Genomic DNA, 24913 nt, shown 5'->3' on the forward strand with positions numbered 1-24913 from the left:
GTTAGCGCGCCGCGCGGGCGGACGCCATCTCGGAAGCCAGGCGGACGGCGGCGATGAAGCTGTCGGCGCGGGCGAGGCCCTTGCCGGCGATGTCGAAGCCGGTGCCGTGGTCGGGCGAGGTGCGGACGATGGGCAGGCCGAGCGTGGCGTTGACCCCGCCCCAGAAGTCCAGCGTCTTCACCGGGATCAGCGCCTGATCGTGATAGAGGCAGACCACGGCGTCGTAGCGCGCCCGCGCCTCTTCGTGGAACAGGGTGTCTGCGGGCAGGGGATCGGTGATGTTCAGCCCCTCGGCGCGCAGGGCCTCGGCGGCGGGACGCAGCACCGTCACCTCCTGCAGGCCGATGGCGCCGCCTTCGCCTGCGTGGGGGTTGAGGGCGGCCATGGCCAGGCGCGGAGCGCTGATGCCGAAATCGCGCTTCATCGATTCGTGGACGACGCGGGCGACGCGAGCGACGCGCTCGCCGGTCACCAGCTCGGGCAGCTGGTCGATCGGCACATGGATGGTGACGAGGCAGGCGCGCAGGTTCTGCGCCGTCAGCATCATCACCGGGCCGCGCGTGCCGCTGAACGGGACGTCGGCGGTCAGTTCGGCGATGAACTCGGTGTGGCCGGGAAAGCGGAAGCCCGAGGCGTACATGGGCGCCTTGGCGATAGGCGCCGTCACCAGACCGCAGCCTTCGCCCGACAGTACCAGATCGACGCCACGCTCGATCCAATCGGCCACGGCGACGGCGTTGGCGGGCTCAGGCTGGCCCGCCGTCACGGGCGCGGGCGCCGGATGGTGCAGGACAGGGATGGCGCGGCCGAAGACACTGGCCGCATCGGCAGGGCTGATGACGGCTTCCACCGGCGGGCCCTGCGCCTTCAGCACCTCAGCGTCGCCGACCACGACGAAGGGCACGACCGGCGGTAAAGGGCCAGGCGCGGAGCCCAGCACCGACCAGGCGCGCGCGATGATTTCCGGCCCCACGCCGGCGGGGTCGCCCATCGTGACGATGAGCGGCCGGACCATCGTCATTGCTTGATTTCGATCAGGGCGTCTTCGCGCAGATCGCGCAGATAACGCCGGCCCAGCATGGCGTAGTTCTGATTCTGCAGACGCGCCTCGACCTGTTGCGACGAAGGGGCTTCCGGACCCCCCAGGCGACGGTCGCAGACGGCCAGCAGGTGGACGCCCAGCGGGGTGCGGACGGGCGTGCTGATCGAGCCGAGTTCGGCAGAGCGGGCGACCTGTTGGAACTGCGGCGCCAGGTCATCGACGTCGCTTTCGCCCAGGTCCGCGCCCAGCAGGCCGGTTTCCGAACGGGCGCGGTCCAGAATGTTGTCGCAGGTCAGTTGGCCGCGCAGGGCCTCCAGGCGCTGGGTGGCGGCGGCTACCTGGGCGTCGTCAGCATTTTCCGGCACTTCGACCATGATCTGCTTCATCTTGACCATACTGGTCGAAGCGCCCGAACGCTTGTCGCGCATGTACAGGATGTAGACGCCGCCATCGACCGGGATGGGGTTCGACAGCTGGCCGACTTCCAGCGTGTCCATGACGGTTTGCAGCGCAGGCTGAACCGTGCCTTGAACCACCCAACCGGCGTCGCCGCCACGCGCGGCGGAAGGAGCCGCGGAGAATTGACGGGCGACGGCCATGAAGGGCGCGCCCTGGATCATCTGCTGCACCAGTTGGCGCGCGCCGTTCACGGCTTCCTGCATGCCGCCGACGCGAGCGGCCTCGATATAAATCTCACCAACCAGGTATTGGGGCTTGGTGGCGGATTCCGTCAGCTGACGCATGGCCTGATCGACCTGGCTCTTGCTGACCCGCGCGCGGTCGCGGAAACGGCCGCCGACCAGATCGCGCCAGCCGACCTCGGTGCGAATCTGTTCGCGGAAGGCCGGAATGGCGATGCCGCCTTGCTGAAGGAAGGAGACGAAGGCGTCGGGGCTGGCGCCGGTCTGGCGCGCCATGTCCGCGATTTCGCGGTCGACTTCTTCGTCAGTGATCTTCAGTTGATCGAATTTGGCGATTTCCTGGGCCTGCAGATGCTGCTCGATCAGATCGTTGAGCGCCTGCTGCTGGATGGCGGCGATGTTCTCTTCGGTCGGCTGCATCTGCGACATGGCCATGACGACCAGCATCCGCTGACGCAGGTCGAAGCCGGTGATGATGCGGTCATTGACCGTGGCGATGATGCCATCGGCCATGCGGAACTGAGGCGCGGCGGTCGCGCGCTGTGGCGCTTCTTCCGCCGCTGGGTTCAGGGCGCCTGCGGCCGGTTGCGCCTGGGCGCCTTGCTGTTGAGGCGCGGGTGTCGAGGTCGCCTGAGCCCATGAAGGCTCCACGGCCGCAACGACCATCAGGGCGGCCAGTGCGGCTCCCGTAGAGTAACGCTTCAAACGCATCGTCAGTCCTGATTCCCTAAAGCGGTCCCAACCCGATGTGCGACGCCGTCAGCGCCGCCACGCCAGGGCGCACGTCCCCGTAAGCCGCAATGCACGCCATGCCTACCGCATATTGTTGCGATCATAGCCTGAACCTCCAAAAGTGGCGAGGTTAAGACGAATATAGACGCCCTCGGTGGGGCCGGTGGGGCGCACCCGAGTGTTGTCGCGACGCCAGCCCAGTTCGATTCGGAAGCAGTCGTCATCGAACAGAAGTCCGACTTCCGAACGAGTGATGATGTCTCGCTCCAGATCGGCGATGCCGGTCACCGCCACGCCCCAGTTGCCATAGACGAACTGGTGTCCCGAGAGCTGAACAAACTCGTAGTTGCGGTTCTCCGGACCGTTCAGCGGGTTGGAGTTGTCCACGATATAGCTCAGACTGGCCAGGTTGCGACGACCCCAGCGGCCATCGACCGTCGCCTCGGCGCGACGAATCTCTCCGTTGCCGTCGATCGTGGCGTGGAACCAGCCGCGCATGCGATCCGAGGGATTGAACGTGCCTTGCACCACCCAGTCCGACGTCCGTCCGGCCAGGCCAGAGGGGTCGTAGAGACGCGTCGGATCGTCAGGAATGGGCGTCAGATATTCGTCCTGGTCATCGGCGCGCATGCTGCGGCCGATGAAGAAGCTGGCCGAACGCACATCGTCCCAGCGCAAGGTCGCGCGGGCGCCCGCCGTAAAGCGCAGACCGCCTTCCAGCAGATCGTAACCAGGGAAGCGGTCCATGCGGAAAAGGGACAGGTGATCCAGTTCCGTGATCTGACTGTCTTCGTTCGGAATGCGCGGATCCAGGTCGGCCTTGTTGGAGATCGACATCTGGGCCATCGGCTCCAGAATCAGGTCGGACGAGGCGCTGAGACGACGGTACAGGGGATAGCTGATATCGACACCGGCGCTCGCCCGGGCGCGAGTGTAGGTCTCGGTTCCCACGCCCATGGCGGGCGGCAGGTCACTCACTGAGTAGAAGTCGGTACGCAGGTCGACGAAGGGCTCCCAACGCACGCCGATGGGGGAAATCATCGTCCGGCGCCATTCCGCCTGGCCGGTGACGCGACGGCTGTCGACGCCGGGCAGGCCGTCGGTGGGGCCGCCGGGAATCAACTCGGGCGCCAGGGTCGGGAAGCCGACATAGGCATCGCGAGTCAACGCCACGGCTGAGCCGCGCAGGCGCAGACGGCCGCCGAAGACGGGGCCGTCCGGTTCCCACCGGGCCTCGATCAGAGGCGCCACCAGCGGCAGAGTGTTGTCGTCCTCGAACACCAGATAGCCGTCGGCGTCACGGAAATCCGTGTCGGCATAGGACGGATCAAGCCGTAAGCTCTGCATGGAGAAGGCGGCGACCGACAGATAGGATCGTTCGGTCTGACGCTCTGCGTAGATCTGGCTGATCAGACGTCGGCTGTCGCCATAGTAAAGGCCGTTGTCCTGATAGGCGTTGCGCACGTCGTAACGGTCGAACAGCGTCTTGTCCGACACGCGCTCGGCCGTGAAGCCCCAGCGCCAGGGGCCTGCGGGATCGAACGCGCCGTGGGCCAGCAGATAGCTGCGGCTGGTCTTGTCGCCGAAGCGGACGTTGCTCTCGGCGTCGCCGTCGCCATCCAGATCAAAGTCGCCGAAGCTGCGGCCATAGGTATAGCCGCCGCGGGCCACGATCATGCCGTCGGCGAATCGCTTGCGCCATTGCAGGTTCAGCAGCGGCGCGACTTTGGTGTTGAATTGCGGGCTGAACAGCACGTCCTCGGATGGGGAAATGACGTGCAGATAGGGAATCTCCAGCGAGACCCCCCGACCTGCCTGGTAATCGCCCCAGGGGACCAGGAAGCCCGAGGCGCGATCAACGGTCGGGTCCGGGTGAGAGAAGGCCGGCAGGTAGAAGATCGGCACCCCGCCCACGCGGAACACCACGTCGCGATACAGGATCGCGCGCAGTTCTTCGTTCTGGACCGCCTTGGAGGCCTGGATGGAGACGCTGGGCGTCTTGCCGCCATCCGCCGCGCAGACGGGACAGGGCGTGAAGATAACCCGGTTTAACTCGCTGACGGTTTCAGAGCGCCGTACGGCGGTCGCCGCCATCAGGCTGGAGCCGTCGGCGAGGCGGGTCGCCAGATCGACGGCCACGCCGGCCTTGAGGTCGGAATCAAGCTCGATGCGCTCGGCGTGCACGACCGATCCGTCAGGCGCGGTCAGTTCGGCGTCGCCGGACGCCGTGGCGATACGGCTTTTCAGGTCGTAGGTGACGTCCTGGGCGCGCAGGCTGTGATCCTGAAAGCGCGCCAGCACGCGATCCTCGGCTGACCCCTGGGCGGAGACGACTTCGCCTTCACGCTGGGTTGCATCCGCGTCGACATAGACGGCTTCAGGCGTCAGGCCGTCGGCGTTGCGGGTCTGCGAAGGCGTCGCCGACATCTGCGACGGGGCCTGAGCTTGCTGGGCTAAAACCGGGCTTGCGGCCAAGGGCGCGCCTATGACCAACGCCGCCCCGGTCAGCAACCGAAGGCGCAGGGCTCCCATGCGGGGGAGGCGGCGGTTGATCATGCACTATCCACTCTGTTGCCGGCTACTGTCATGCGAGGGCGGGCGAAACCGCTCGATTAGCCGTCTTCGGTATAGAACAGCAAGGTGAAGGCGGCGAGGGCCGTCAATACAGGCGGCAGCCAGGCGGCGATGATAGGCGGCACCACCTCAGCCGACCCCATGGCCGACGAGAACTGGTTCAGGAAGAAGAAGGCGAAGCCCAGCACCACGGCCGCGACCGTCATGCGCGCCAGATCGCCCAGGCGCATCAGTCGCAAGGAAAAAGCGGCGGCCAGGATCGACATGGCGCCGAACACCAGCGGCGTGGCCAGAAGTTGCTGCAGCCGCAGCCGATAGGCGGTGGAGGCGAACCCGGCGTCCTCGATCCGGCGAATCTGGTTGGGCAGGGACCAGAACGGCGTGGATTGCGGTCGGGCGAATCGCTGGAAGGCTTCCTTGTCGGCCAGGTTGGAGGGCAGATCCAGGGTGGCGTAGCGCACGGCCCGCTGTCCGGTCTGGGCGCCCCTGGCGTCGGTCAGGCGCCAGCGTCCGGCGTTCAGGGCGGCGGTGGCGGCGTCGATCCGTTCCGTGAAGACGCGCCGTCCCCCGGACGTCGTGGTGTAGATGAAGAAGGTCGCGTCCAGCAGACGGCCGGTGGCCTGTTCCTGGCGGCCGCCGCGAATGATCATCTGCCGGTTCTCGTCTCCTTCGCGAAGCCAGACCGACTCAGCGGTTTCTCCTCCGGGAACGGAACCGGAGATCCGACCGCGTTCGCGCTGCCAGATGCCGTCTCCGGCTGCGGCCATCGGGCCCAGAACCGTCACTGTGAGCGCGCCCATCAGCACGGCTGCGCCTGCCGCCGGAAGCACGAAGCGCCAGGCCGAGACGCCCGCCGCCCGCATGGCGATCAGCTCGCTGCGCCGGTTCAGGCTGACGAAGGCGCCCAGGGTGCCGAACAGGAAGACGAAGGGCAGAAGCTGGAGGATGACGGATGGTGATTTGACCAGCACCAGGCCGAGGATCCGCGCGCTGGACAACTCGCCGGAAGAGTTCAGCCCGCGCGAGACCTCGACGAAGTCGATCAACATGACCAGGGCGGCGATGACGGCCAGGGCCACGCCCAGCGACTTCATCTGTTGGATCAGCACATAGCGTTCGATGCGCCCGAGACGAAGCTTCATGCGGTCCTCGCCTTCACGCGGGCCAGCGGCGACAAGGCGCGGCGACGGCGCGGTTTGAGCGCGCGGAACAGGATGCGCAGGGCCAGGGCCGTGGCGGCCAAGGGCACGACGTATTGCAGGATGTTCAGTGCGCCGTTCCACGCGCTGGCCGCGACCAGGCCGTAGCCGATGACGCGCAGGATCAGGAAGGCGCCCGCCGCCTTGGCGATTCGCCCTGTGTAGCCGGTCCGGCTGAAGGCGCCGCCCAGGATGGCCGCCAGCGCAAAGGCCATGGCCGCCAGGGCGTAGAGCGGCGAGGCCAGGCGTGAATGCCCCTCGGCCGCCAGTTCGCCGCGCGTTCCTGCAGTCTCAAGCAGGGCGGGGGTGGGGTCGAACAGGTCCGTCAGCCACAGGTCCGACGGCTTGAAGCGGATTCTTTCGTTTGTCTGGGCATAGGGCGACAGGTCGAAAACCTGCTGGTCGAACGACAGCTGGTTCAGCACCTCGCGCGAGGAATAGCGCTGCATCGACCCGTTCTGCATGGTCAGCACCGGCAGGCCGTCGACGCGGCCGAAGCGGGCGGTCTCGGCGTCCCAGGTCGTGACCGTCTTGCCGTTGTCCAGGTAGACGAAGAGGTTCTTCATCAGACCGTTCTGCTCGATCTGCTGGACGTAGACGGTCAGGCCGTCCGGCCCCTGGACGAAGCGGCCTTCCTCGACCAGCAGGGCGGCCAGGTCGGTGCGGATGGCGAAGGCCTGGCGACGGCCCTCGCGCTGGGCCCAGGGCTGGACGAAGACGTTCACGAGCAGGGCGATGACCGTGACGATCAGGGCGATCTGCAGGGCGGGCCGGATCAGGGCCCAGCGGCTGACCCCGGCGGCATAGGCGGCGGTCAGCTCCTGCTCGCGCTGCAGCCGCGTCAGGGCGATCAGGGCGCCGACAAACAGGCCAATGGGCAGGATGACGGCGATCAGCTGCGGTAGGGCCAGCAGGGTCAATTTGACCATGACCCAGACGCTTTGGCCGCGCTCGACGATGACCTCCAATTGGTCAAGGCTCTGACTCAGCAGGCCTATCCCGGCCAGCGCCGCGACCGCCGCCACGATGGGCAGGCCGATCTGGCGGAAAAGATACCTCTGAATCAGGGTCATGCGGCGGGTAAGGTCGTATAATCGGCTGCGAACGTGTTGCAGCCCAGGGCGATGCGAGCCATGTAATACACATCCGGCCGCCCCGACGAAACCGTCGCCGCGACCATGGCAAATTCAAGCGTCACCGGGGCATGATTTCTCGGTCTGGAGTCAGTTTATGAAAATCGAATTCGTCGCTTCGTCGGGCGCAGCCGAAATTCTCGCCGTGCTGGCGCACGAAGGACGAGCCCTCGCGGGCGCCGGTTCGGCGCTGGATCAGGCCGCCTCGGGCGCCCTGGCCAAGGCGATGAAGAACAGCCGCTTCACCGGCGCGGCCAACAGCACCCTGAACGTGGCGGCTCCGGCTGGGATCGATGCGAACGCCGTCCTGCTGGTCGGTGCGGGCGCGGCGGACAAGCTGGACGATTTGGCGGTCGAAACCGCCGCGGCCGCCGCCTATCAGGCGACCAAGCTGTCGGGCGCCGAAGTCCTGACCATCGAGGCGTCGCACCTGTCGCCGGAACTGGCCGCCCGCGCCGGTTTCGCCGTGCGCCTGGCCGCCTATCGCTTCGCCAAATACCTGACCAAGCAGAAGGCCGATAAGATTCCGTCGGTGACGACCGTGCGCGTCGTGACCTCGGACGTGAAGGCCGCCGAGGCCGCCTTCCAGCCGCTGTCGGCCGTGGCCGACGCCGTGCTGTTCTCGCGCGATCTGGTGTCGGAGCCCGCCAACATCCTGTACCCGGCCGAGTTCGCGCGCCGCGTGAAGGAGCTGGAGGCCCTGGGCGCCAAGGTCGAGATCCTGGGCGAGGCCGAGATGCACAAGCTGGGCATGGGCTCGCTGCTCGGCGTCGGGCAGGGCTCGGTGCGTGAAAGCCAGCTGGCCGTCATCCAGTGGAACGGCGGCAAGGAAGGCGAGGCCCCCATCGCCTTCGTCGGCAAGGGCGTCTGCTTCGACACCGGCGGCATCAGCCTGAAGCCCGCCGACGGCATGGAAGAGATGAAGTGGGACATGGGCGGCGCCGCCGCCGTGGCCGGCCTCATGCACGCCCTGGTCGGCCGCAAGGCCAAGGTCAACGTCGTCGGCGTTCTGGGCCTGGTCGAGAACATGCCGGACGGAAACGCCCAGCGTCCGGGCGACGTCGTCACCTCCATGTCGGGTCAGACCATCGAGGTGCTGAACACCGACGCCGAGGGCCGCCTCGTGCTGGCCGACGCGCTCTGGTACACGCAGGATCGCTTCAAGCCGAAGTTCATGATCGACCTGGCCACCCTGACGGGCGCCATCATCATCTCACTGGGCCTGGAATATGCGGGCGTCTTCACCAACAGCGACGAACTGGCCGCCAACATCGCCGACGCCGGTCCGAAGGTGGGCGAGAAGTCCTGGCGGATGCCGATCCCGGCTGAATACGACCGCCACATCGACAGCCCGATCGCCGATGTGAAGAACATGGGCAACGGCCGGGCGGGGGGCTCGATCACCGCCGCCCTGTTCCTGCAACGCTTCACCAACGGCGTGCCGTGGGCGCACATCGATATCGCCTCGACCGCCTGGGTGAAGGACTCCAAGAACCCGACCGTGCCGGACGGCGCCGTGGGCTATGGCGTGCGTCTGCTGGACCGCATGGTCGCCGACCACTACGAAGGCTGAAACACGTCTTTGAAGGGGTAGGGCCGGGTGTCTGACGCCAAGCCGGAAATCTGGTTCTACCACCTGGAGCGCTCGACGCTGGATCAGGTGCTGCCGACCCTGCTGGAGCGCACGCTTCAGCGGGGCTGGCGCGCCTTGATCCGGGGCGCGACCTCGCACCGGCTCGACGACATCGACGAGCTGTTGTGGACTTACCGCGACGACAGCTTCCTGCCTCACGGACGGGCCGATGGCGACCATGCCGCGCGCCAGCCTGTGCTTCTGTCCGAATCGGGCGAGAATCTGAATGGCGCTCAGGCGCTGTTCATCGTCGATGATTCAGAGCTTGGGGCCACGCAGGAGTTCGCACGTTGCTTCATCATCTTCGACGGTCGGGACGAGCAGGCGCTGCACCATGCGCGCGGGCGCTGGCGGACGCTGAAGGCGGACGGCGCCGACCTGGCCTACTGGAAACAATCGGACGAGGGCCGCTGGGAAAAGGCGGCCTGATCCTGGGCGTGGGCCTGGTCGCCCTGTCGGCCTGCGCTTCGCCGCCCGCCCGGCCCGCCGGCCAGCCGACCGCGCCCGTCCGGACGCCGGTCTCCTCGACCGAGCGGCCCTATCTTTCCGAACCGGGCGTTCGCACCATCGACGGCGATATGTGCAAGGCCGGCGAGCTTCAGTGGCTGGTCGGGAAACCGCGCAGCCAGATTCCCGTTCCGGTGGATGTGGTGAACCGTCGCGTCGCTTGCACGACCTGTCCCGTAACCGAAGACTATTCGCCTTACCGCTTGAATATTTTCTATAATCAGCAGACGGGCCTGGTCGAGCAGGTTCGCTGCGGCTGATCGAAAAGGACGCCGCCATGAAGACGATTCTGACCCTGAGCGCCGCTGTGAGTTTCCTCGCCCTGGCTGCCTGCGCCCCGACCCAGGGCGGCGGCGCGACGCCGACGCCGGGCGGCGAGGCGACCCCCGTCGCCTGCAAGGCCAGCGACTATCAGGAGTATGTGGGCCGCAATCGCTCGACCATTCCGACCGCGCCGGAAGGCCGCATCTTCCGCGTCCTGTGCAGCAGCTGCGCGGCGACCATGGACTATCGCGAGAACCGCGTGACCTTCACCTATGACGACAAGACCAACGTCGTGACGCGCGTCAGCTGCGGCTGAGTTTGAGTGCTGAACCCATGATATTTTCCGTCATTCTCGGGCTTGTCCCGAGAATCCATAATCACGCCGCCGGGTATCAGGCGTGCGGTGTATGACGGGTTCGACCCGTGTGTCTGGATCCCCGGGACAAGCCCGGGGATGACGGATTAACGGGCCGGGTTGCTCTGCTCAGCGCTCCAGGCCGTAGAGGGCGTCGGCGACGTCCTCTACCTTCTGGCGCACCACGGTCTCCGCGTCGCGCAGGCCGCGGTTGTAGAACAGGCGGCCGATGTCGCGGCCGATGAACTCCACCAGCATCTCGGCGGGCAACTGGCCGACCTCCACCTCCATCTCGTCGCGCAGGTAGGCGCGCAGACGGGCGGACGCCTCCTGCATCTCGTCCTTGGTCAGCAGGGGCGGCGTCTTGCTCATCAGGAGACCTCGGCCAGGGCTTCTTCGGCGGCGATCCAGTCGATCTCGGCCTGATCCAGATCGGTCTGGGTCTTGGCCCGCGAGCGGGTTAGGCCTTCCAGCTTCTTCGGATCATTGACGGCGGCGTTGGCCAGATCGTCGTCCAGACGCGCCAGGTCGGCGGTCAACTGGGCCATCTTCTCTTCCGCCTTCTTCACCGCATGGCGCAGGGTCGAGGGCGAGGGGCCCTTCTTCTTCTCAGCCTTGGGGGCGGCGGCGGGCGCGGACGCCTCGGCCGCGACCTTCTCGTGCTTGACCTGGCTGGGCTTCATCCCCGCCTGTTTGGCGCGGTCTAGAACGAACTTCTGATAGTCGTCCATGTCGCCTTCGAACGGCTTCACCGAGCCGTCGGCGGCCAGCCACAGGCGGTCGGCCACCAGCTCCATCAGCGAGCGGTCGTGGGTGATCAGGATGACCGCGCCCGTATATTCGTTCAGCGCGTCCAGCAGGGCGCGGCGGCTGTCGATGTCCAGGTGGTTGGTCGGTTCGTCCAGGATCAGGATGTGCGGCGCATCCATCGCCACCAGATTCAGCAGCAGGCGCGCTCGCTCGCCGCCCGACAGGGACGCTACGGTGGTCTCCTGCTTCTCGAACGGCAGGCCGAACTGGGCCAGGCGGCTGCGGCGGCTGCTCTCCGAGGCGTCCGGCATGGCGCGGCGGATGATCTCCAGCGGCGTGTCGGTCGGGTCCATCGCCTCGATCTGGTGCTGGTGGAACCAGCCTACGCGCATCTTGCCGTCGCGATGGAACTCGCCCGTCTCGACGGTCAGGGCCTTGGCGATCAGCTTGGCGAAGGTCGACTTGCCCGCGCCGTTGACGCCCAGCAGGCCGATGCGGTCGTCCAGGTCCATCCGCAGGTTGAGGTTCTTCAGGATCGGCTTGCCCGGCTCATAGCCGACGTTGGCCTTCTCCAGCCGGATCAGCGGCGGGGGCAGGGGCCGTTCGGGCGAGGGCAGGGTGAAGGGGGCGACGCGCTCTTCGGGCGGCAGTTCGATGCGCTGCATCTTCTCCAGCCGCTTGACGCGCGACTGGGCCTGCGTCGCCTTCGACGCCTTGGCCTTGAAGCGGTCGATGAATTTCTGCAGGTGGGCGCGCTCGGCGTCTTGCTTGGCCTGGGTCGACGCCATCAGGCGCAGTTTTTCGGCCCGCGTCTTTTCGAAGGTGTCGTAGTTGCCGGTGTAGAGGTCCAGCTTGCGGTTCGACAGTTGCAGGATGTGGGTGCAGACGCCGTTCAGCAGTTCGCGGTCGTGGCTGATGATAAGGGCCGTGTGCGGATAGCGTTTCAGCCGCTGCTCCAGCCACAGGGCGCCTTCCAGGTCGAGGTAGTTGGTCGGTTCGTCCAGCAGCAGCATGTCCGGCTCGGCGAACAGGGCGGCGGCCAGGGCGACGCGCATCCGCCAGCCGCCCGAGAACTCGGCCATCGGGCGCAGGATGTCTTCGTGGCTGAAGCCGAGACCGGCCAGGATTTCGGACGCACGCGCAGGGGCGCTGTCGGCGTCGATCTCGATCAGACGGCCCCAGATCTCGCCCATCTCTTCCGGTTCGGCGGTTTCCAGCCGGGTCAGCAGGTCGTGACGCTCGACGTCGGCTTCCAGAATGGTGTCCAGCACGCTGACGGGCGTGGCCGGGTGTTCCTGATCGACCGAGCCGATGCGCGCGGTCTTGGGCAGGGAGATTTCGTCGCCGTTGGCGGCCAGTTCGCCCAGGATCAGCTTGAACAGGGTCGACTTGCCGATGCCGTTGCGGCCGACCAGGCCGACCTTGGCGCCCGGCGGCAGGCTGACGGAGGCGTCGTCCAGGAACTCGCGGCCCCAGGCGTTGTAGGTCAGGTTTTTGATCTGCAGCATGGGAACCGGAAAGAAAAAGGCTTACGCGCGGGGATATTGGAAAGATGTGCGGCGCTCGCTATAAGCCGCCGACCCTCAAACTCCCAAACAAGAAGTCACTCCCATGACCGAACGTACGTTCTCGATCATCAAGCCGGACGCCACCCGCCGCAACCTGACGGGCGCCATCAACGCCGTCATCGAAGGCGCTGGCCTGCGTATCGTGGCTCAACGCCGCGTCAAGCTGACCGAAGCCCAAGCCAAGAAATTCTACGAAGTGCACGCCGAGCGTCCCTTCTACGGCGAACTGGTCTCGCAGATGATCGCCGAGCCGGTCGTCGTCCAGGTGCTGGAAGCCGAAGGCGCCGTCGCCAAGTACCGCGAAGTCATGGGCGCCACCAACCCGAACGACGCCGCTGAAGGCACCATCCGCAAGCTGTTCGCCCTGTCGATCGGCGAAAACTCGGTCCACGGTTCGGACTCGCTGGAGAACGCCGGCATCGAGATCGCCCAGTTCTTCACGGACGCCGACATCGTCGGCTAAGGGTTGAGACAGGCCTCTCTGTGAGGTCTGACACAGCGATAAAGCGGCTCGCTCCCGGAACCGGGGGCGGGCCGTTTCGTTTTCATGGTCACGCTGTCTCTCGAAGAAGAACAAGGATGACCGCCATGAAGATGATGCTGAAACTCGCCCCGGTGATCGGCCTGACGGCCCTGCTGGCCGCCTGCGGCACCACGACGGAACAACGCGCCGCCACGGGCGCCCTGGGCGGCGCGGTCGCCGGTCAGGCGATCGGCGGCAATACCGGCGCGACGGTCGCCGGCGGCGTCATCGGCGCCGTCGCAGGCGCCGCCACCACGCCGAAGAAGCCCCACGAGTAAGGCTTTCTCCGCAAGGCGAAACAAAAGGGGCGTCGGCCGCGAAGCCGACGCCCTTTCCCTTGGTCCGTCGCCGGACGCGCCGCTTACCAGATGCGGGCGCGCTTTTCGGGGGCGATGTATTCCGCCTGATCCGGGGTGACGCCGAAGGCGGCGTACCAGGCGTCGATGTTGCGCGGCGGGGTGGCGGCGCGCGCCATGCCGGGCGAGTGCGGGTCGGTGGTCAGCTGCTCTTTCAGAGCCTCTTCACGCGACTTCTCGCGCCACACCTGGGCCCAGCCCAGGAAGACGCGCTGTTCGCCGGTCAGGCCGTCGATCACCGGGGCCGGCTGGCCGTTCAGGCTGCGCTTATAGGCGTCCAGCGCCATCAGCAGGCCGCCCAGGTCGGCGATGTTCTCCCCCATGGTCAGCTCGCCGTTGATGTGCGTGCCGGGGACCGGCTCCTGGGCGGCGTAGATGGCGCCCAGGGTCTTGGCGCGCTCCTCGAAGCGGGCGGCGTCCTCCGGCGTCCACCAGTCGCGCAGCACGCCGTTGGCGTCGGTCTTGCGGCCCTGATCGTCGAAGCCGTGGGTGATCTCGTGGCCGATCACGGCGCCGATGCCGCCGTAGTTGACCGCCGGATCGGCGTTCGGGTCGAAGAAGGGCGCCTGCAGGATGGCGGCCGGGAAGACGATCTCGTTGCGCGGCGGGTTGTAATAGGCGTTCACCGTCTGGGGCGTCATGCCCCATTCCAGCGGATCGACCGGCTGGCCGATCTTGCTGCGGTTCCAGGCCCAGTCGAAGGCGGAGGCGCGCTCGACGTTGCCGTAGAGGTCGCCCGCCGTCAGCTCCAGCCCGTCATAGCTGCGCCACTTCTCGGGATAGCCGATCTTCACGCCGAACTTGGACATCTTCAGCAGGGCCTGCTCGCGGGTGGCGTCGCTCATCCAGTCCAGGGCCTTCAGGCGCTCGGTCATGGCGGCGCTGAGATTGGCGACCAACTGCTCCATCTGCGTCTTGGACGAAGCCGGGAAGTGCAGGCGCACGTATTCCTGGCCCAGAACCTCGCCCAGCTGGCCGTCGACCAGGGCGACGCCGCGGTTCCAGCGCGGACGGTTCTCGGGCTGGCCGCGCAGGGTCTTGCCGCGGAACTCGAAGCGCGAGTCGACGAAGGCGTCGGACAGGTAGGGGCTGGCCTGATCGACGGTCTGGAAGGCCTGCCAGGCCTTCAGCGTCTCGATCGGGGTGTCGGCGAACACCTGGGCGATGCCGGGGATGGCGGTGTTTTCCATCAGCACCAGGGTCGGCACGCTTTCGACCTTGGAGGCCTGCAGGAAGGCGGACCAGTCGAAGCCGGGAGCGAAGGTCGCCAGCTGCGCGGCCGGGGTCGGGTTGTAGATCTTGTCGATCTGGCGGCGCTCGACCGTGGTCCAGTGCTTCTCGGCCACCTTGGTCTCGAAGGCCAGAATGTCGGCGGCTGCCTGGGCCGGGTTGCTCCACCCGGCGGCGGTCAGGGCGCGCGTGACATAGCCGACATAGGCTTCGCGCTGCGTGGCGAAGTCAGGCTTCAGATAATAGTCGCGGTCCGGCAGACCCAGGCCGCCCTGGCCCAGATAGGCCGAGTTGACGTTGGGGTCTTGCAAATCCTCGAACACGGCCACCCCGAACAGGGAGCCGCCGAAGCCTTCGTGGCTGGCGCCCATCAGGCGGGCCATGTCGCTGTGGCTCGCCACGGCGCGGATGGCGGCCAGGTCGGCGGCCAGGGGCTGGGCGCCCAGCTGGTTCACGCGGGCCTCGTCCATGAAGCTGGCGTACAGGGCGCCGACCTTGCGGGCGTTGTCGTTGACCGGGTTGGCTGCGCTGGCCTCGATGATGGCGCGAAGCTGGGCCTGCGAGTTCTCATACAGGACGTCGAACGGGCCGAAGCGGGCCTTGTCGGCCGGAATTTCGGTGTCGCGCAGATAGACGCCGTTGGCGTAGGCGTTGAAGTCGTCGCCCGGCTTCACCGTCAGATCGCGACCGTCCAGGTCGAAGCCCCAGGGCTTGATCTCGGGCGCGGTCGAGGCTGTGGCCGAAGCGTGGGCGTGTTGGGCCAAGGTCGGTTGAGCTGTGAAGGCGAGGGCGAGGGCCATGGCGGCGGCGCCCATCAGGCGAGTTTTCATCATCGGGTCTTTCCCAGTGGTGCAGACGTGCGCGATTGCGCCATTGGGACGGCGCATCCGTGCTTGCGGGCAACCTGCGCGGGCTGCGACCGGCTGTCGCATTAAAAATCGTTAAGGGTCAGGCGCGGCGGACGAAATCGGCGAGCGCCTGGGGATAAAGGCCCTGCTCCGCCGCCTTGACCCGTTCGGCCAGGATGTCGGGCGTGTCGCCGGGCTGGATCGGCACGCGCGCCTGGCCCAAGATCGGGCCTTCATCGACGCCCTCGGTGACGATGTGGACGGTGCAGCCCGCCTCAAGGTCGCCGGCCTCGATGGCGCGGGCGTGGGTGTTCAGGCCGGGATAGAGGGGCAGCAGCGACGGGTGGATGTTCAGCATCCGATCCGCCCATTTCCCGACCAGCCACGGGGTCAGCAGGCGCATGTATCCGGCCAGGGCCACGACCTCGACGCCGCGCTCGACCAGCAGGGCGTCGAGGGCGCGCTCGTGCGCCTCGCGGTCCTTGCCGAAGGGCTTGTGCTCGACGGTCAACGCCTCGACGCCCGCCGCCTCGGCCTTGGTCAGGCCGCCTGCGCCCGCGATGTTGGAGATGACGACCACGACTTCATAGGGCGCGTCCGCCGTCTGACCCGCCGCGATCAGGCTGGCCATGTTCGAGCCGGTTCCCGAGATCAGGACGGCGACGCGGGTTTTGGCGACGGACATGGGCGGCTCGTGCGTTGGAAAAGGCGCGACTGCCATGCGGCCCCGACGGCGACTTAGCAAGAGGGATAGCAGGGCCAAGGGGAGGGTGCGTCGCCGCCGAACCATCGTCGATGAACCGGCGCAAACTCCGTTGCTTCTTCGGAAACGGCGGCGCTAGCGTCGATCCGCCGGAGAGTCCGGCATCCTAAGGGGGGGAGTATCCTATATGCGTCGTCTGTTGACCGCCGCCTGCGCTGCGGCCCTGTTGGCCGCGCCGGCCGTTTCCATGGCTCAGGAAGCCGCGTCCAGCGGCGGTTCGGGGCCGGTCCGCTCGGCGGCCGAACGTCTGCGCAACGCCAACGCCGAACAGATCGAGAAGAACTGGGCCCGCGCCAGCGCCGATGAGCAGACGGTGACGACCAGCCACTCGATCACCGCCCACGGCCGCGCCATGCGCTACAAGGCCACGGCGGGCACCCTGACGGTCCGCAACGACGCGGGCATGCCGACGGCCAGCCTCTTCTATGTGGCCTATACGCTGGACGGCCAGCCGGTCGGTCGTCGCCCGATCACCTATATGTTCAACGGCGGGCCGGGTTCGCCGACGGTGTGGCTGCACATGGGCGCCTTCGGCCCGATGCGGGTCCAGACCGACGCTCCGGTGGTCGAGCGACCGGGGCCGTTCAACCTGGCGCCCAACGACATGACCCTGCTGGACAAGACCGACCTGGTCTTCATCGACATGGTCGGCGCCGGCTATTCGCGTCCGCTGGGCGAGACGCCGGGTTCGGCCTTCTGGGGCGTGGATCAGGACGCGGACACCTTCGCCCGCGCCATCATGCGCTACACGACCAAGTTCGACCGCTGGTCCAGCCCGAAATACGTGCTGGGCGAAAGCTACGGCACCCTGCGCGCCGGCGCTCTGGTGCATCAGCTGGAAAGCCGCGGCATGTCGCTGAACGGCGTGGTGCTGCTGTCGTCGATCATGAACTACGGCGTGCGCCAGCCGGGCTATCCGCAGAACTTCGTGACCCTGCTGCCGACCTATGCGGCGACGGCCTGGTATCACAACAAGATCCCGAACAAGCCCAGCCTGGAGGAACACGTCCAGCGCGCCCGTGAATTCGCCATCGGCCCGTACTCGGCCGCCCTGTCGAAGGGGCATCTGATCTCGGACGCCGAGCGCGCCCAGATCGCCCAGCAGATGAGCGCCCTGATCGGCATTTCGCCGGAGGTTCTGGATCAGGCCAATCTGCGCCTTGAGCTGAGCCCCTTCCGCAAGGAGCTGCTGCGCGATCGTCGCCAGACGGTCGGCCGTCTGGACACCCGCTACCTGGGCATCGACGCCAATGCGGTCGGCGGCTCGCCTGAGGAAGACCCCTCCAGCAGCGCCATCACCGGCGCCTATTTCAGCATCTTCCGCGACTATGTGGCCACGACGCTGAACTACCGCACCGACATGGACTATCGCCAGTCGGCGCGCGGCCTGCCGGGCTTCGACTGGGACTGGAGCCACCGCCCGCCGGTCGGCGGCCCGCAGACGACGCCGAACACGGCGGTCGACCTGGCCACGACCATCCGCCGCAATCCGCACCTGAAGGTGCTGGCGTTGAACGGCTACTACGACGCCGCCACGCCCTTCTTCAGCACGGAGTACGACCTGGCCCAGATGATGCTGGAGCCGCACCTGCGCGGGAACCTGGAGTTCACCTACTATGAAGGCGGCCACATGATGTACACGGCCCGCCCGGCGCTGGAGCAGCTCTACACCGACATGGCCAAGTTCTACGACGAGACGCAGAACGGCGGCCTGCGCTAAGGATACTTCTCTCCGCTCATCCCGGCGGACGCCGGGATCCAGTCCTTTGGCCTTAGGCTCGGCGCTTGAGGTTCTCACTGGGCCCCGGCGTCCGCCGGGGTGAGCGGTAGAGAAATGCGGGCGCAGAAAAAAAGGCCCCAGTCGCTGACCGGGGCCTTTGTCTTATCCGAAGCGGCGCCGCCTTACGCCGCCTGCAGTTGTCCGCAGACAAACGCCGTCTCGCCCGCGTTCAGCAGGGCGGCCAGCACCGGCTCGACGTTCTCCGGCGCGACGATCAGGATGAAGCCCACGCCGCAGTTGAAGGTGCGGCGCATCTCGTGGTCTGAAATGCCGCCCGTCTCGCCCAGCCACTGGAAGACGGCGGGCATCGGCCAGGAGTCCCAGTCGAAGCTGGCTTCCAGACCCTCGGCGATGCAGCGCGGCGGGTTTTCGATCAGGCCGCCGCCCGTGATGTGGGCCGCGCCCTTGATCAGGTCGGCCTTCATCAGCGGCAGGACCGGCTTCACATAGATGCGGGTCGGCTCCATCAGGGCCTGGGCCAGGGTCTGGTCCTTGGCGAAGGGGGCGTCGTCGCCCCAGGCCAGGCCGGACTTCTCGACCACCTTGCGGATCAGGGAATAGCCGTTCGAGTGCGGACCCGAGGAAGCCAGGCCGATGATGACGTCGCCCGACTTCTGCTGGTCCAGATAGGGCAGCACCTTGCCGCGCTCGACGGCGCCGACCGAGAAGCCGGCCAGGTCGTAGTCGCCGCCCGAATACATGCCCGGCATTTCGGCCGTCTCGCCGCCGACCAGGGCGCTGCCCGACTGGCGGCAGCCCTCGGCGATGCCCGCCACCACGCGGCGCGCGGCGTCCACGTCCAGCTTGCCCGTGGCGTAGTAGTCCAGGAACATCAGCGGCTCGGCGCCCTGGGCCAGCAGGTCGTTGACGCACATGGCGACCAGATCGACGCCCACGCCGTCATGGCGGCCGGTCTCGATGGCGATCTTCAGCTTGGTGCCGACGCCGTCCGTGGTGGTGACGATCAGCGGGTCTTCAAAACCGGCGGCCTTCAGGTCGAACAAGGCGCCGAAACCGCCCAGAGAGGCCTCTGCGCCGGGGCGGCGCGTGGACTTGGCCAGGGGCTTGATCGCGTCGACCAGCTGTTCTCCGGCGTCGATATCCACGCCTGCGTCGGCGTAGGTCAGACCGTTTTTCAGGGCCTCAGGGGTGTCGCTCATCGGTCACGGCTCGAAATCGGGGGCGAAAATATGTCGCGGCGCTCTTGCCACGACGGCGTCGCGCGGGGCTATAGCATCGGAATGACGCCAATCACCACCAATGACGCGCTGATCGCCTTCTGCGATCGTTTGGCCAAGGCCCCGTACATCACCGTTGATACGGAATTCATGCGGGAAACGACCTACTGGCCCAAGCTGTGCCTGATTCAGGCTGCGGCTTCGCCTACGGACGCCGCCATCATCGATCCGATGGCGGAGGGGCTGGATATGACGCCCTTCCTCGACATCCTGCGGGACGAATCGATTCTGAAGGTCTTCCACGCCGCCCGACAGGACGTGGAGATCTTCAACAAGCTGGGCGCCATGCCGCGCCCGCTGTTCGACACCCAGGTCGCCGCCATGGCCGCCGGCTTCGGCGATCAGGTCAGCTATGAAGCGCTGGTCCGCCAGATGCTGCGCCAGGAGCTGGACAAGGGCAGCCGCTTCACCGACTGGGCGCGCCGTCCGCTGTCGGATGCGCAGCTGACCTATGCGCTGGGCGACGTGACGCATTTGTCGGCCCTCTATCCCAAGCTGCGCGATCGGCTGCAGAAGGAAGGCCGTCTGGACTGGGTCATGTCCGAAATGAGCGCGGTCACGGACCCGGCGCTCTACGACACCTCGCCTGAGAACGCCTGGAAGCGGCTGAAGCCGAAGAAGTTCAACGCCAAATATCTGGCCGCCTTCGTCGCTGTCGCCGTCTGGCGCGAGCGCGCGGCCCAGGAGCGCGACCAGCCGCGCGGCCGCATCCTGAAAGACGAGGCCATCGACGAGATCGCCGTCCAGGCGCCGACCGACCCGGACGCCTTCAACCGCCTGCGCTCGGTGCCCAAGGGCTTCGGCGGGTCGCGTCTGGGGCTGGAGCTGGCGGCGGAGCTGAAGCGCGTCCTAGCCGACCCGGAAGCCCATGCGCCCAAGCTGGAGCGTCCGGCCAACAACCAGCCCGCGCCGCCTTCGGTGGTGGAGCTGCTGAAGGTGCTGCTGAAGGCCAAGAGCGACAACGCGGGCGTGGCGGCCAAGCTGATCGCCACCGTCTCTGATCTGGAGAAGATCGCGCTGAACGACAACGCCGACGTCGAGGCCATGAAGGGCTGGCGCCGCCAGCTGTTCGGCGAGGACGCGCTGAAGCTCAAGAAGGGCGAGATCGCCCTGGTGCTGAACGGCGCCCGCGTCGAAGTGGTCGAGATCGAGGGCTGATCAACCCTCTCCCATCGGGAGAGGGTTTTAGATTTTCAACGCCAGGTCCATCGCTTCGGCCAGGGCCTTGGCCCGGCGTTTCGTCTGTTCGCCCAGCAGCATGTCGGCGTAGCCGTTGGCGGCGGTGACGCGCAGGGCGCCTTTCTCGACCGTGGCCGTGGCGTTGGCCAGAAGCTGCGGCGAGCGGCCGGACAGATCGCAGGCCAGCCGCATGGCCAGGCCCAGGGCGCGGGCGCGCTTCTGGCCTTTTTCCGACAGCAGGCGGTTGACCGTGTTCGGCGCGGGCGTGCGCGCTTCGCCGCCATAGCGGGCGTTCATCGCCACGGCCATGAAGGCGCGTTCGGCGTGGGTCTGGCCCGGAATGGGCGACCACAGCACCTGATCGAACACCAGGTTGGTGCGGTGGTCCGGGTGCAGCCGCGCGCCCAGATCGGCCAGACGGCACACTGAGGACGTCAGCAGGGCGTCGCGTTCCTCGCCGAACACCTCGGGCAGGGCCGAGGCGACCGACTGAAGCCAGCCGTCCAGGGCGCGGGGCAGCGCGGGATCCACGCCCTGGCGGCCGCCCCAGGCCGAACATCCGGCCAGCAGGGGATCGACGGCCCGCATGGCGGGCTCCATGCCGTCATACAGCAGCCCCTCGCGCACGCCCCAGGCCGAGAAGATGATGGAGCCAAGCCCCAGCCGGTCGATCAGCCCCTCCAGCACCAGGGCGGCGTAGGGCAGGGTCTCGGCGCGGCGCTTGGACAGGCCGGGCAGCTTCTCCAGCGAGGCGCGGGACTGACGCGCGACCAGCCGGGCCATATCGTGGGCGTCGGCGGCGTTCAGGACGTATTGGTGGACGATGCGGATCGGGTGCTCGACCATGGCCATATGCATCTGGGCCAGGCTGCGCCATGCGCCGCCGACGGCGTAGAGCGTCGAGGTCGCATAGTCGTCCTGGATCGGCTCCAGCCGTTTGGCGATGCGGCCGCGCAGGCGATCGGCGTCGAAGCCCTTGGCGTCCAGCAGGGCGAAGGGGCCCAGGGGCAGGGTCACGCCCTTGCCCCGCGGACCGTCGCCGATGCGCGTCAGCTCCAGACTGGCGCCGCCCATGTCTGCGGCCACGCCGCGCGCGCCCGGATCGCCCGCCAGCACGCCCAGCGCCGAATATTTCGCCTCTTCCTCGCCGCTCAGGACGCGGATGCGTAGCCCCGTCTCAGCGGCCACGCGCTCGCAGAACAGGGGGCCGTCCTCGGCCTCGCGCACGGCGGCGGTGGCGGCGACCAGCACCTGATCCGGCTGGACGCCCTCGATCACGGCGGCGAAGCGGCGCAGCGCCGTCATGGCCATGACCACGCCCGATTCTGACAAGCGTCGGGTGGCGGCCAGGTCACGCCCCAGACCGGCCAGCACCTTTTCGTTGAACATGGTCCAGACCGCCCGACCTTCCAGCCGGTACAGCACCAGGCGCACCGAGTTGGAGCCGATGTCGATGACGGCGATCTGTTTCGACTCGTGTTCGCGCTCGGGGCTCATCAGCGGCGCTTCCGCGGCTTGAGGCCTGGATAGGACAGGGCGCCGGGCAGGGTCTTCACCTTGCGGCCGCGCCCGGACAGGCTGGGGTTGGTCATGAAGTATTTGTGCGCCGAGAAGGGCCGCTCCGACCCACTGGGGATCACCCGCCGATACGAGCCGTCGGAGGCCAGAACCCAGCTCTGGGCGTCGTCCTTCAGATTGGCGACCATGATCTGGTCCAGCACCTGATCGTGGACGGTGGCGTTCAGGATCGGCGTCATCACCTCGACCCGGCGGTCCAGGTTGCGCGGCATCCAGTCGGCCGAGGAGATGTAGAGCCGCGCCCGGTTGCTGGGCAGGTCGTGGCCGTTGGCGAAGGCGACGATGCGGCTGTGCTCCAGGAAGCGGCCGACGATCGACTTGACCCGGATGTTCTCCGACAGGCCGGTCACGCCGGGACGCAGGCAGCAGATGCCCCGGATGACCAGTTCGATGCGCACGCCCTGCTGGCTGGCGCGATACAGGGCGTCGATGATCTCCGGGTCGACCAGGGCGTTCATCTTGGCCCAGATGGCGGCGGGTTTGCCCTTGGCGGCGGCGGCCATCTCCTTGCCGATCATCTCGATCAGGCTGGTCTTCATGTTCAGCGGCGAGACGACCAGGGCTTCCAGCTCGTCCGGCTCAGCGTAGCCGGTGATGTAGTTGAACACCCGCGTCGCGTCGCGGCCCAGCGCCTGGTCGCAGGTGAACAGGCTCAGGTCCGTGTATATCTTGGCCGTGACCGGGTGGTAGTTGCCGGTGCCGAAGTGGCAGTAGGTCCGAAGGCTGTCTCCCTCGCGCCGGACGACGACGCTCATCTTGGCGTGGGTCTTGTACTCGACGAAGCCGAAGACGACGTGGACGCCCGCCCGCTCCATCTGGCGCGCCCAGCGCAGGTTGGCCTCTTCGTCGAAGCGCGCCTTCAGTTCGACCAGGGCGGTGACGTTCTTGCCGTTCTCGGCCGCCTCGATCAGGGCGGCGACGATGGGGCTGTCCTTGGAGGTGCGATAGAGCGTCTGCTTGATGGCGATGACGTGCGGGTCGCGCGCCGCCTGACGCAGGAACTGGACCACCACGTCGAAGCTCTCGAACGGGTGGTGGATCAGCATGTCCTTTTCACGCACCGCTGCGAAGATGTCGCCGCCGTTGTCGCGCACCCGCTCGGGGTAACGCGGCTCATAGCCCTTGAACTTCAGATCCGGGTGGCCGCCGGGGATCAGTTCGGACAGCTGGGCCAGGCCCAGCATCCCGTCGACCAGCACCACGTCCTGCGGCTGGGCGTGAAGTTGGGCGATGATGAAGTCGCGCAGGTCGTCGGGCATGTCCGCCTGGATCTTGATGCGGACGACCGAGCCCATGCGGCGCTGTTTCAGCGCTTCCTCGAACTCCATGACCAGGTCTTCGGCTTCTTCCTCGATCTCGATGTCGGAGTCGCGGATCAGGCGGAACAGGCCCTTTTCCAGGATCTCGCAACCCGGGAACATGTGGTCGATGAACAGCAGCAGCAGGTTTTCCAGCGAGACATAGCGCGTGCGTCCCGGCGTCGAACGCCCGTCTGTCGCCAGCGCCCAGAAGCGCCGCACCTGCGTCGGCACCGGCACCAGGGCGTAGAGGACGCGGTTGTCGCTGTTGCGCCGCAGCTTCAGCGCCAGCGAGAAGCCCAGGTTCGGTAGGAAGGGGAAGGGGTGCGCCGGGTCGATGGCCATCGGCGTCAGGACGGCGAACAACTGGTTCAGGAACTCCGGCTCCAGCCGCTCGCGCTCGGTCTTGGTGATGCGGGCGCGCTCGACGATCTCGATGCCGGCCGCGGCCATCTCCTTGCGCAGGACGCGCCACTGACGCTGCTGTTCGGCCATCAGGCCGCCCGCCGCCGCATTGACCTGTTCCAGCTGTTCGGCGGGGGTCAGGCCGTCGGGCGAGACGACGCGAACGCGTTCGCGCACCTGGCCCTTCAGGCCGGCGACGCGAGTCATGAAGAACTCGTCCAGGTTGTTGGCCGAGATGGAGAGGAAGCGCACGCGCTCCAGTAGGGGGTGCCCCTCGTTCGCGGCCTCTTCCAGCACCCGGCCGTTGAAGGCCAGCCAGGACAGCTCGCGGTTGATGAACCGCTCGGGCGAGGCCATCAGCGCCTCGGACAGCTCCAGCTGCGGGGCGCGCGAGGAAGGGACTTCCTCGCCGGTGGTGTCGACGGCGATAGGCGCGAGATCAGTCATGATTCCGTTGTCGCTCGCGCCTGTGACGGCTGCAACCGCGATTGTGTCGCGGCGGGCGGGACTTTGGAACGCCAGGTATAATTCCGCTCATCCCGGCGTACGCCGGGATGAGCGGGTAGGTAAAGGGCGATTACTCCCCGTCCAGCACCTGACGGGCCAGCACGCGCGTCACCGGGCGGTGCAGGGCGTCCAGGCGGTCGACCACGGCCTCGGCGGCGTCTGCCGAGCGGTCGATGCGGCGGACCAGATAGTCGATCAGTTCGTCGGCCGGGGTGATGTTCCGGCTGGCGAAGGCGCGGCGCAGCATGGCGGCGAAGACCACGTCGTCGGGCGCCTCTATCCCCACGGTGCGGATGGCGTTCAGGCGCGAGCGCAGGTCTGGAAGGTCCGTGGCCCATGATGCGGGCGGATCGCGCGACACCAGCAGCAGGGCGCCGCCGCCTGACTGGGTCAGGTTGATCAGGTGGAACAGGCTCTCGTCGTCCGCGTCCTGGGCCCGGTCCAGTAGGACGGGGCGGCCCTCAAGCTCCAGCGGGTCGACCAGGGCGGCCTCGGCGCCGTGCAGGGCGATGGCGCCGGTGCGTTCGACCCAGGCGGCGGCCAGGTGGCTCTTGCCGCAGCCCGCCGGGCCGAACAGCGCCAGGATGGCGCCCGGCGCTTCCGGCCAGGCGGTCAGGGCGGCCACACCCGCGGCGTTCGCTTCCGAGATCGCCAGGTCGGAGGCGCGTTGCGGCGTCTCCTGCTGCAGCGGCAGGCGCAGTTGACGGATTTCGGCGGCCGAGGCGTTCATGAGGACGGACCCTAGCCGGGCCGAGCCGTGGGCGTCTCTGTTGATAGGGCGGGATCACGGGGACAACCTGTCCGCCGCTG

21 protein-coding genes are annotated in these 24913 nt (G+C 67.4%); 8 read left to right on the forward strand and 13 right to left on the reverse strand.

Features of this window, described 5'->3' with window-relative positions:
• Window position 1: 1 nt before the first annotated feature.
• The 5 genes from pdxA to EGK63_RS02585 form a co-directional block, all read right to left on the reverse strand.
• A complete protein-coding gene (gene pdxA, locus EGK63_RS02565) occupies window positions 2-1021 on the reverse strand; it encodes a 4-hydroxythreonine-4-phosphate dehydrogenase PdxA (protein WP_125899772.1) in 1020 nt (339 codons plus the stop codon).
• Window positions 1018-2394 carry a peptidylprolyl isomerase gene (locus tag EGK63_RS02570; protein WP_207896327.1) on the reverse strand — a complete coding sequence of 459 codons (1377 nt, stop codon included), beginning with the start codon at window positions 2392-2394 and terminating at the stop codon, window positions 1018-1020. Before EGK63_RS02570 ends, pdxA begins: the two co-directional genes overlap by 4 nt.
• 102 nt (window positions 2395-2496) lie before the next feature.
• The gene (locus EGK63_RS02575; RefSeq protein ID WP_243637537.1) at window positions 2497-4971 is read right to left on the reverse strand and encodes an LPS-assembly protein LptD; all 2475 of its coding nucleotides are present in this window, start codon (window positions 4969-4971) and stop codon (window positions 2497-2499) included.
• A gap of 56 nt (window positions 4972-5027) precedes the next feature.
• On the reverse strand, window positions 5028-6131 hold the full coding sequence (gene lptG, locus EGK63_RS02580) for an LPS export ABC transporter permease LptG (protein ID WP_125899773.1): 1104 nt from the start codon (window positions 6129-6131) through the stop codon (window positions 5028-5030).
• Complete coding sequence (locus EGK63_RS02585; RefSeq protein WP_125899774.1) at window positions 6128-7261, reverse strand: LptF/LptG family permease; 1134 nt, start codon at window positions 7259-7261, stop codon at window positions 6128-6130. The genes lptG and EGK63_RS02585 overlap by 4 nt, the downstream gene beginning before the upstream one ends.
• 157 nt (window positions 7262-7418) lie before the next feature.
• Between EGK63_RS02585 and EGK63_RS02590 the strand changes: the two genes are divergently transcribed.
• The 4 genes from EGK63_RS02590 to EGK63_RS02605 are packed head-to-tail and all read left to right on the forward strand — an operon-like array spanning window position 7419 to window position 10041.
• On the forward strand, window positions 7419-8894 hold the full coding sequence (locus tag EGK63_RS02590) for a leucyl aminopeptidase (protein ID WP_125899775.1): 1476 nt from the start codon (window positions 7419-7421) through the stop codon (window positions 8892-8894).
• Between the two features lie 27 nt (window positions 8895-8921).
• A complete protein-coding gene (locus EGK63_RS02595; protein ID WP_125899776.1) occupies window positions 8922-9383 on the forward strand; it encodes a DNA polymerase III subunit chi in 462 nt (153 codons plus the stop codon).
• A gap of 8 nt (window positions 9384-9391) precedes the next feature.
• The gene (locus tag EGK63_RS16685; protein ID WP_243637538.1) at window positions 9392-9721 is read left to right on the forward strand and encodes a hypothetical protein; all 330 of its coding nucleotides are present in this window, start codon (window positions 9392-9394) and stop codon (window positions 9719-9721) included.
• Between the two features lie 17 nt (window positions 9722-9738).
• On the forward strand, window positions 9739-10041 hold the full coding sequence (locus EGK63_RS02605) for a hemolysin (RefSeq protein WP_125899777.1): 303 nt from the start codon (window positions 9739-9741) through the stop codon (window positions 10039-10041).
• A 168-nt stretch (window positions 10042-10209) separates the two neighbouring features.
• Here EGK63_RS02605 and EGK63_RS02610 read toward each other — a convergent pair whose 3' ends face one another.
• Window positions 10210-10452, reverse strand: coding sequence for a DUF2164 family protein (locus EGK63_RS02610; RefSeq protein ID WP_003165418.1), 243 nt, complete (start codon window positions 10450-10452; stop codon window positions 10210-10212).
• A complete protein-coding gene (locus tag EGK63_RS02615) occupies window positions 10452-12338 on the reverse strand; it encodes an ABC-F family ATP-binding cassette domain-containing protein (RefSeq protein WP_125899778.1) in 1887 nt (628 codons plus the stop codon). The genes EGK63_RS02610 and EGK63_RS02615 overlap by 1 nt, the downstream gene beginning before the upstream one ends.
• Before the next feature lie 103 nt (window positions 12339-12441).
• Here EGK63_RS02615 and ndk point away from each other — a divergent pair, with 103 nt between their 5' ends.
• Together ndk and EGK63_RS02625 are read left to right on the forward strand one after the other, a co-directional pair.
• Complete coding sequence (ndk, locus tag EGK63_RS02620) at window positions 12442-12861, forward strand: nucleoside-diphosphate kinase (RefSeq protein WP_087139197.1); 420 nt, start codon at window positions 12442-12444, stop codon at window positions 12859-12861.
• A gap of 116 nt (window positions 12862-12977) precedes the next feature.
• Complete coding sequence (locus tag EGK63_RS02625; protein ID WP_371412898.1) at window positions 12978-13199, forward strand: hypothetical protein; 222 nt, start codon at window positions 12978-12980, stop codon at window positions 13197-13199.
• An 83-nt stretch (window positions 13200-13282) separates the two neighbouring features.
• On the opposite strand, the gene EGK63_RS02630 is transcribed toward EGK63_RS02625, so the two are convergent.
• Both EGK63_RS02630 and purN read right to left on the reverse strand, forming a co-directional pair.
• Complete coding sequence (locus tag EGK63_RS02630; RefSeq protein ID WP_125899779.1) at window positions 13283-15340, reverse strand: M13 family metallopeptidase; 2058 nt, start codon at window positions 15338-15340, stop codon at window positions 13283-13285.
• A 115-nt stretch (window positions 15341-15455) separates the two neighbouring features.
• Complete coding sequence (gene purN, locus EGK63_RS02635; RefSeq protein WP_125899780.1) at window positions 15456-16040, reverse strand: phosphoribosylglycinamide formyltransferase; 585 nt, start codon at window positions 16038-16040, stop codon at window positions 15456-15458.
• A gap of 205 nt (window positions 16041-16245) precedes the next feature.
• Here purN and EGK63_RS02640 point away from each other — a divergent pair, with 205 nt between their 5' ends.
• Entirely contained in the window at window positions 16246-17838 is a 1593-nt protein-coding gene (locus EGK63_RS02640) for a S10 family peptidase (protein WP_125899781.1), read from the forward strand.
• 182 nt (window positions 17839-18020) lie between these two features.
• Here the strand turns inward: EGK63_RS02640 and purM are convergent, their stop codons facing one another.
• Entirely contained in the window at window positions 18021-19058 is a 1038-nt protein-coding gene (purM, locus tag EGK63_RS02645) for a phosphoribosylformylglycinamidine cyclo-ligase (protein WP_125899782.1), read from the reverse strand.
• Window positions 19059-19139: 81 nt separating this feature from the next.
• Between purM and rnd the strand changes: the two genes are divergently transcribed.
• A complete protein-coding gene (gene rnd, locus EGK63_RS02650) occupies window positions 19140-20294 on the forward strand; it encodes a ribonuclease D (RefSeq protein ID WP_125899783.1) in 1155 nt (384 codons plus the stop codon).
• 27 nt (window positions 20295-20321) lie between these two features.
• Here rnd and EGK63_RS02655 read toward each other — a convergent pair whose 3' ends face one another.
• The 3 genes from EGK63_RS02655 to EGK63_RS02665 form a co-directional block, all read right to left on the reverse strand.
• Window positions 20322-21812 (reverse strand): Ppx/GppA phosphatase family protein, encoded by a 1491-nt coding sequence (locus EGK63_RS02655; RefSeq protein WP_125899784.1) that lies wholly within the window; start codon window positions 21810-21812, stop codon window positions 20322-20324.
• Window positions 21812-24043 (reverse strand): RNA degradosome polyphosphate kinase, encoded by a 2232-nt coding sequence (locus tag EGK63_RS02660; protein WP_125899785.1) that lies wholly within the window; start codon window positions 24041-24043, stop codon window positions 21812-21814. The genes EGK63_RS02655 and EGK63_RS02660 overlap by 1 nt, the downstream gene beginning before the upstream one ends.
• A 130-nt stretch (window positions 24044-24173) precedes the next feature.
• The gene (locus EGK63_RS02665) at window positions 24174-24833 is read right to left on the reverse strand and encodes a DnaA ATPase domain-containing protein (RefSeq protein ID WP_125899786.1); all 660 of its coding nucleotides are present in this window, start codon (window positions 24831-24833) and stop codon (window positions 24174-24176) included.
• Window positions 24834-24913 lie beyond the last annotated feature (80 nt).

The sequence above is a fragment of the Brevundimonas sp. 357 genome, from assembly GCF_003938605.1.
GTDB lineage: Bacteria > Pseudomonadota > Alphaproteobacteria > Caulobacterales > Caulobacteraceae > Brevundimonas.

Bases quoted from the DNA above. Each gene is read 5' to 3' on its own strand.
- EGK63_RS02610 (WP_003165418.1), bottom strand. From the start codon at position 10,452: ATGAGCAAGACGCCGCCCCTGCTGACCAAGGACGAGATGCAGGAGGCG.
- EGK63_RS02575 (WP_243637537.1), bottom strand. From the start codon at position 4,971: ATGATCAACCGCCGCCTCCCCCGCATGGGAGCCCTGCGCCTTCGGTTG.
- EGK63_RS02605 (WP_125899777.1), top strand. From the start codon at position 9,739: ATGAAGACGATTCTGACCCTGAGCGCCGCTGTGAGTTTCCTCGCCCTG.
- EGK63_RS02660 (WP_125899785.1), bottom strand. From the start codon at position 24,043: ATGACTGATCTCGCGCCTATCGCCGTCGACACCACCGGCGAGGAAGTC.
- EGK63_RS02640 (WP_125899781.1), top strand. From the start codon at position 16,246: ATGCGTCGTCTGTTGACCGCCGCCTGCGCTGCGGCCCTGTTGGCCGCG.
- EGK63_RS02570 (WP_207896327.1), bottom strand. From the start codon at position 2,394: ATGCGTTTGAAGCGTTACTCTACGGGAGCCGCACTGGCCGCCCTGATG.
- ndk (WP_087139197.1), top strand. From the start codon at position 12,442: ATGACCGAACGTACGTTCTCGATCATCAAGCCGGACGCCACCCGCCGC.
- EGK63_RS02655 (WP_125899784.1), bottom strand. From the start codon at position 21,812: ATGAGCCCCGAGCGCGAACACGAGTCGAAACAGATCGCCGTCATCGAC.
- rnd (WP_125899783.1), top strand. From the start codon at position 19,140: ATGACGCCAATCACCACCAATGACGCGCTGATCGCCTTCTGCGATCGT.
- lptG (WP_125899773.1), bottom strand. From the start codon at position 6,131: ATGAAGCTTCGTCTCGGGCGCATCGAACGCTATGTGCTGATCCAACAG.
- EGK63_RS02590 (WP_125899775.1), top strand. From the start codon at position 7,419: ATGAAAATCGAATTCGTCGCTTCGTCGGGCGCAGCCGAAATTCTCGCC.
- EGK63_RS02665 (WP_125899786.1), bottom strand. From the start codon at position 24,833: ATGAACGCCTCGGCCGCCGAAATCCGTCAACTGCGCCTGCCGCTGCAG.
- EGK63_RS02615 (WP_125899778.1), bottom strand. From the start codon at position 12,338: ATGCTGCAGATCAAAAACCTGACCTACAACGCCTGGGGCCGCGAGTTC.
- pdxA (WP_125899772.1), bottom strand. From the start codon at position 1,021: ATGACGATGGTCCGGCCGCTCATCGTCACGATGGGCGACCCCGCCGGC.
- EGK63_RS02625 (WP_371412898.1), top strand. From the start codon at position 12,978: ATGACCGCCATGAAGATGATGCTGAAACTCGCCCCGGTGATCGGCCTG.
- EGK63_RS02585 (WP_125899774.1), bottom strand. From the start codon at position 7,261: ATGACCCTGATTCAGAGGTATCTTTTCCGCCAGATCGGCCTGCCCATC.
- purN (WP_125899780.1), bottom strand. From the start codon at position 16,040: ATGTCCGTCGCCAAAACCCGCGTCGCCGTCCTGATCTCGGGAACCGGC.
- EGK63_RS02630 (WP_125899779.1), bottom strand. From the start codon at position 15,340: ATGATGAAAACTCGCCTGATGGGCGCCGCCGCCATGGCCCTCGCCCTC.
- purM (WP_125899782.1), bottom strand. From the start codon at position 19,058: ATGAGCGACACCCCTGAGGCCCTGAAAAACGGTCTGACCTACGCCGAC.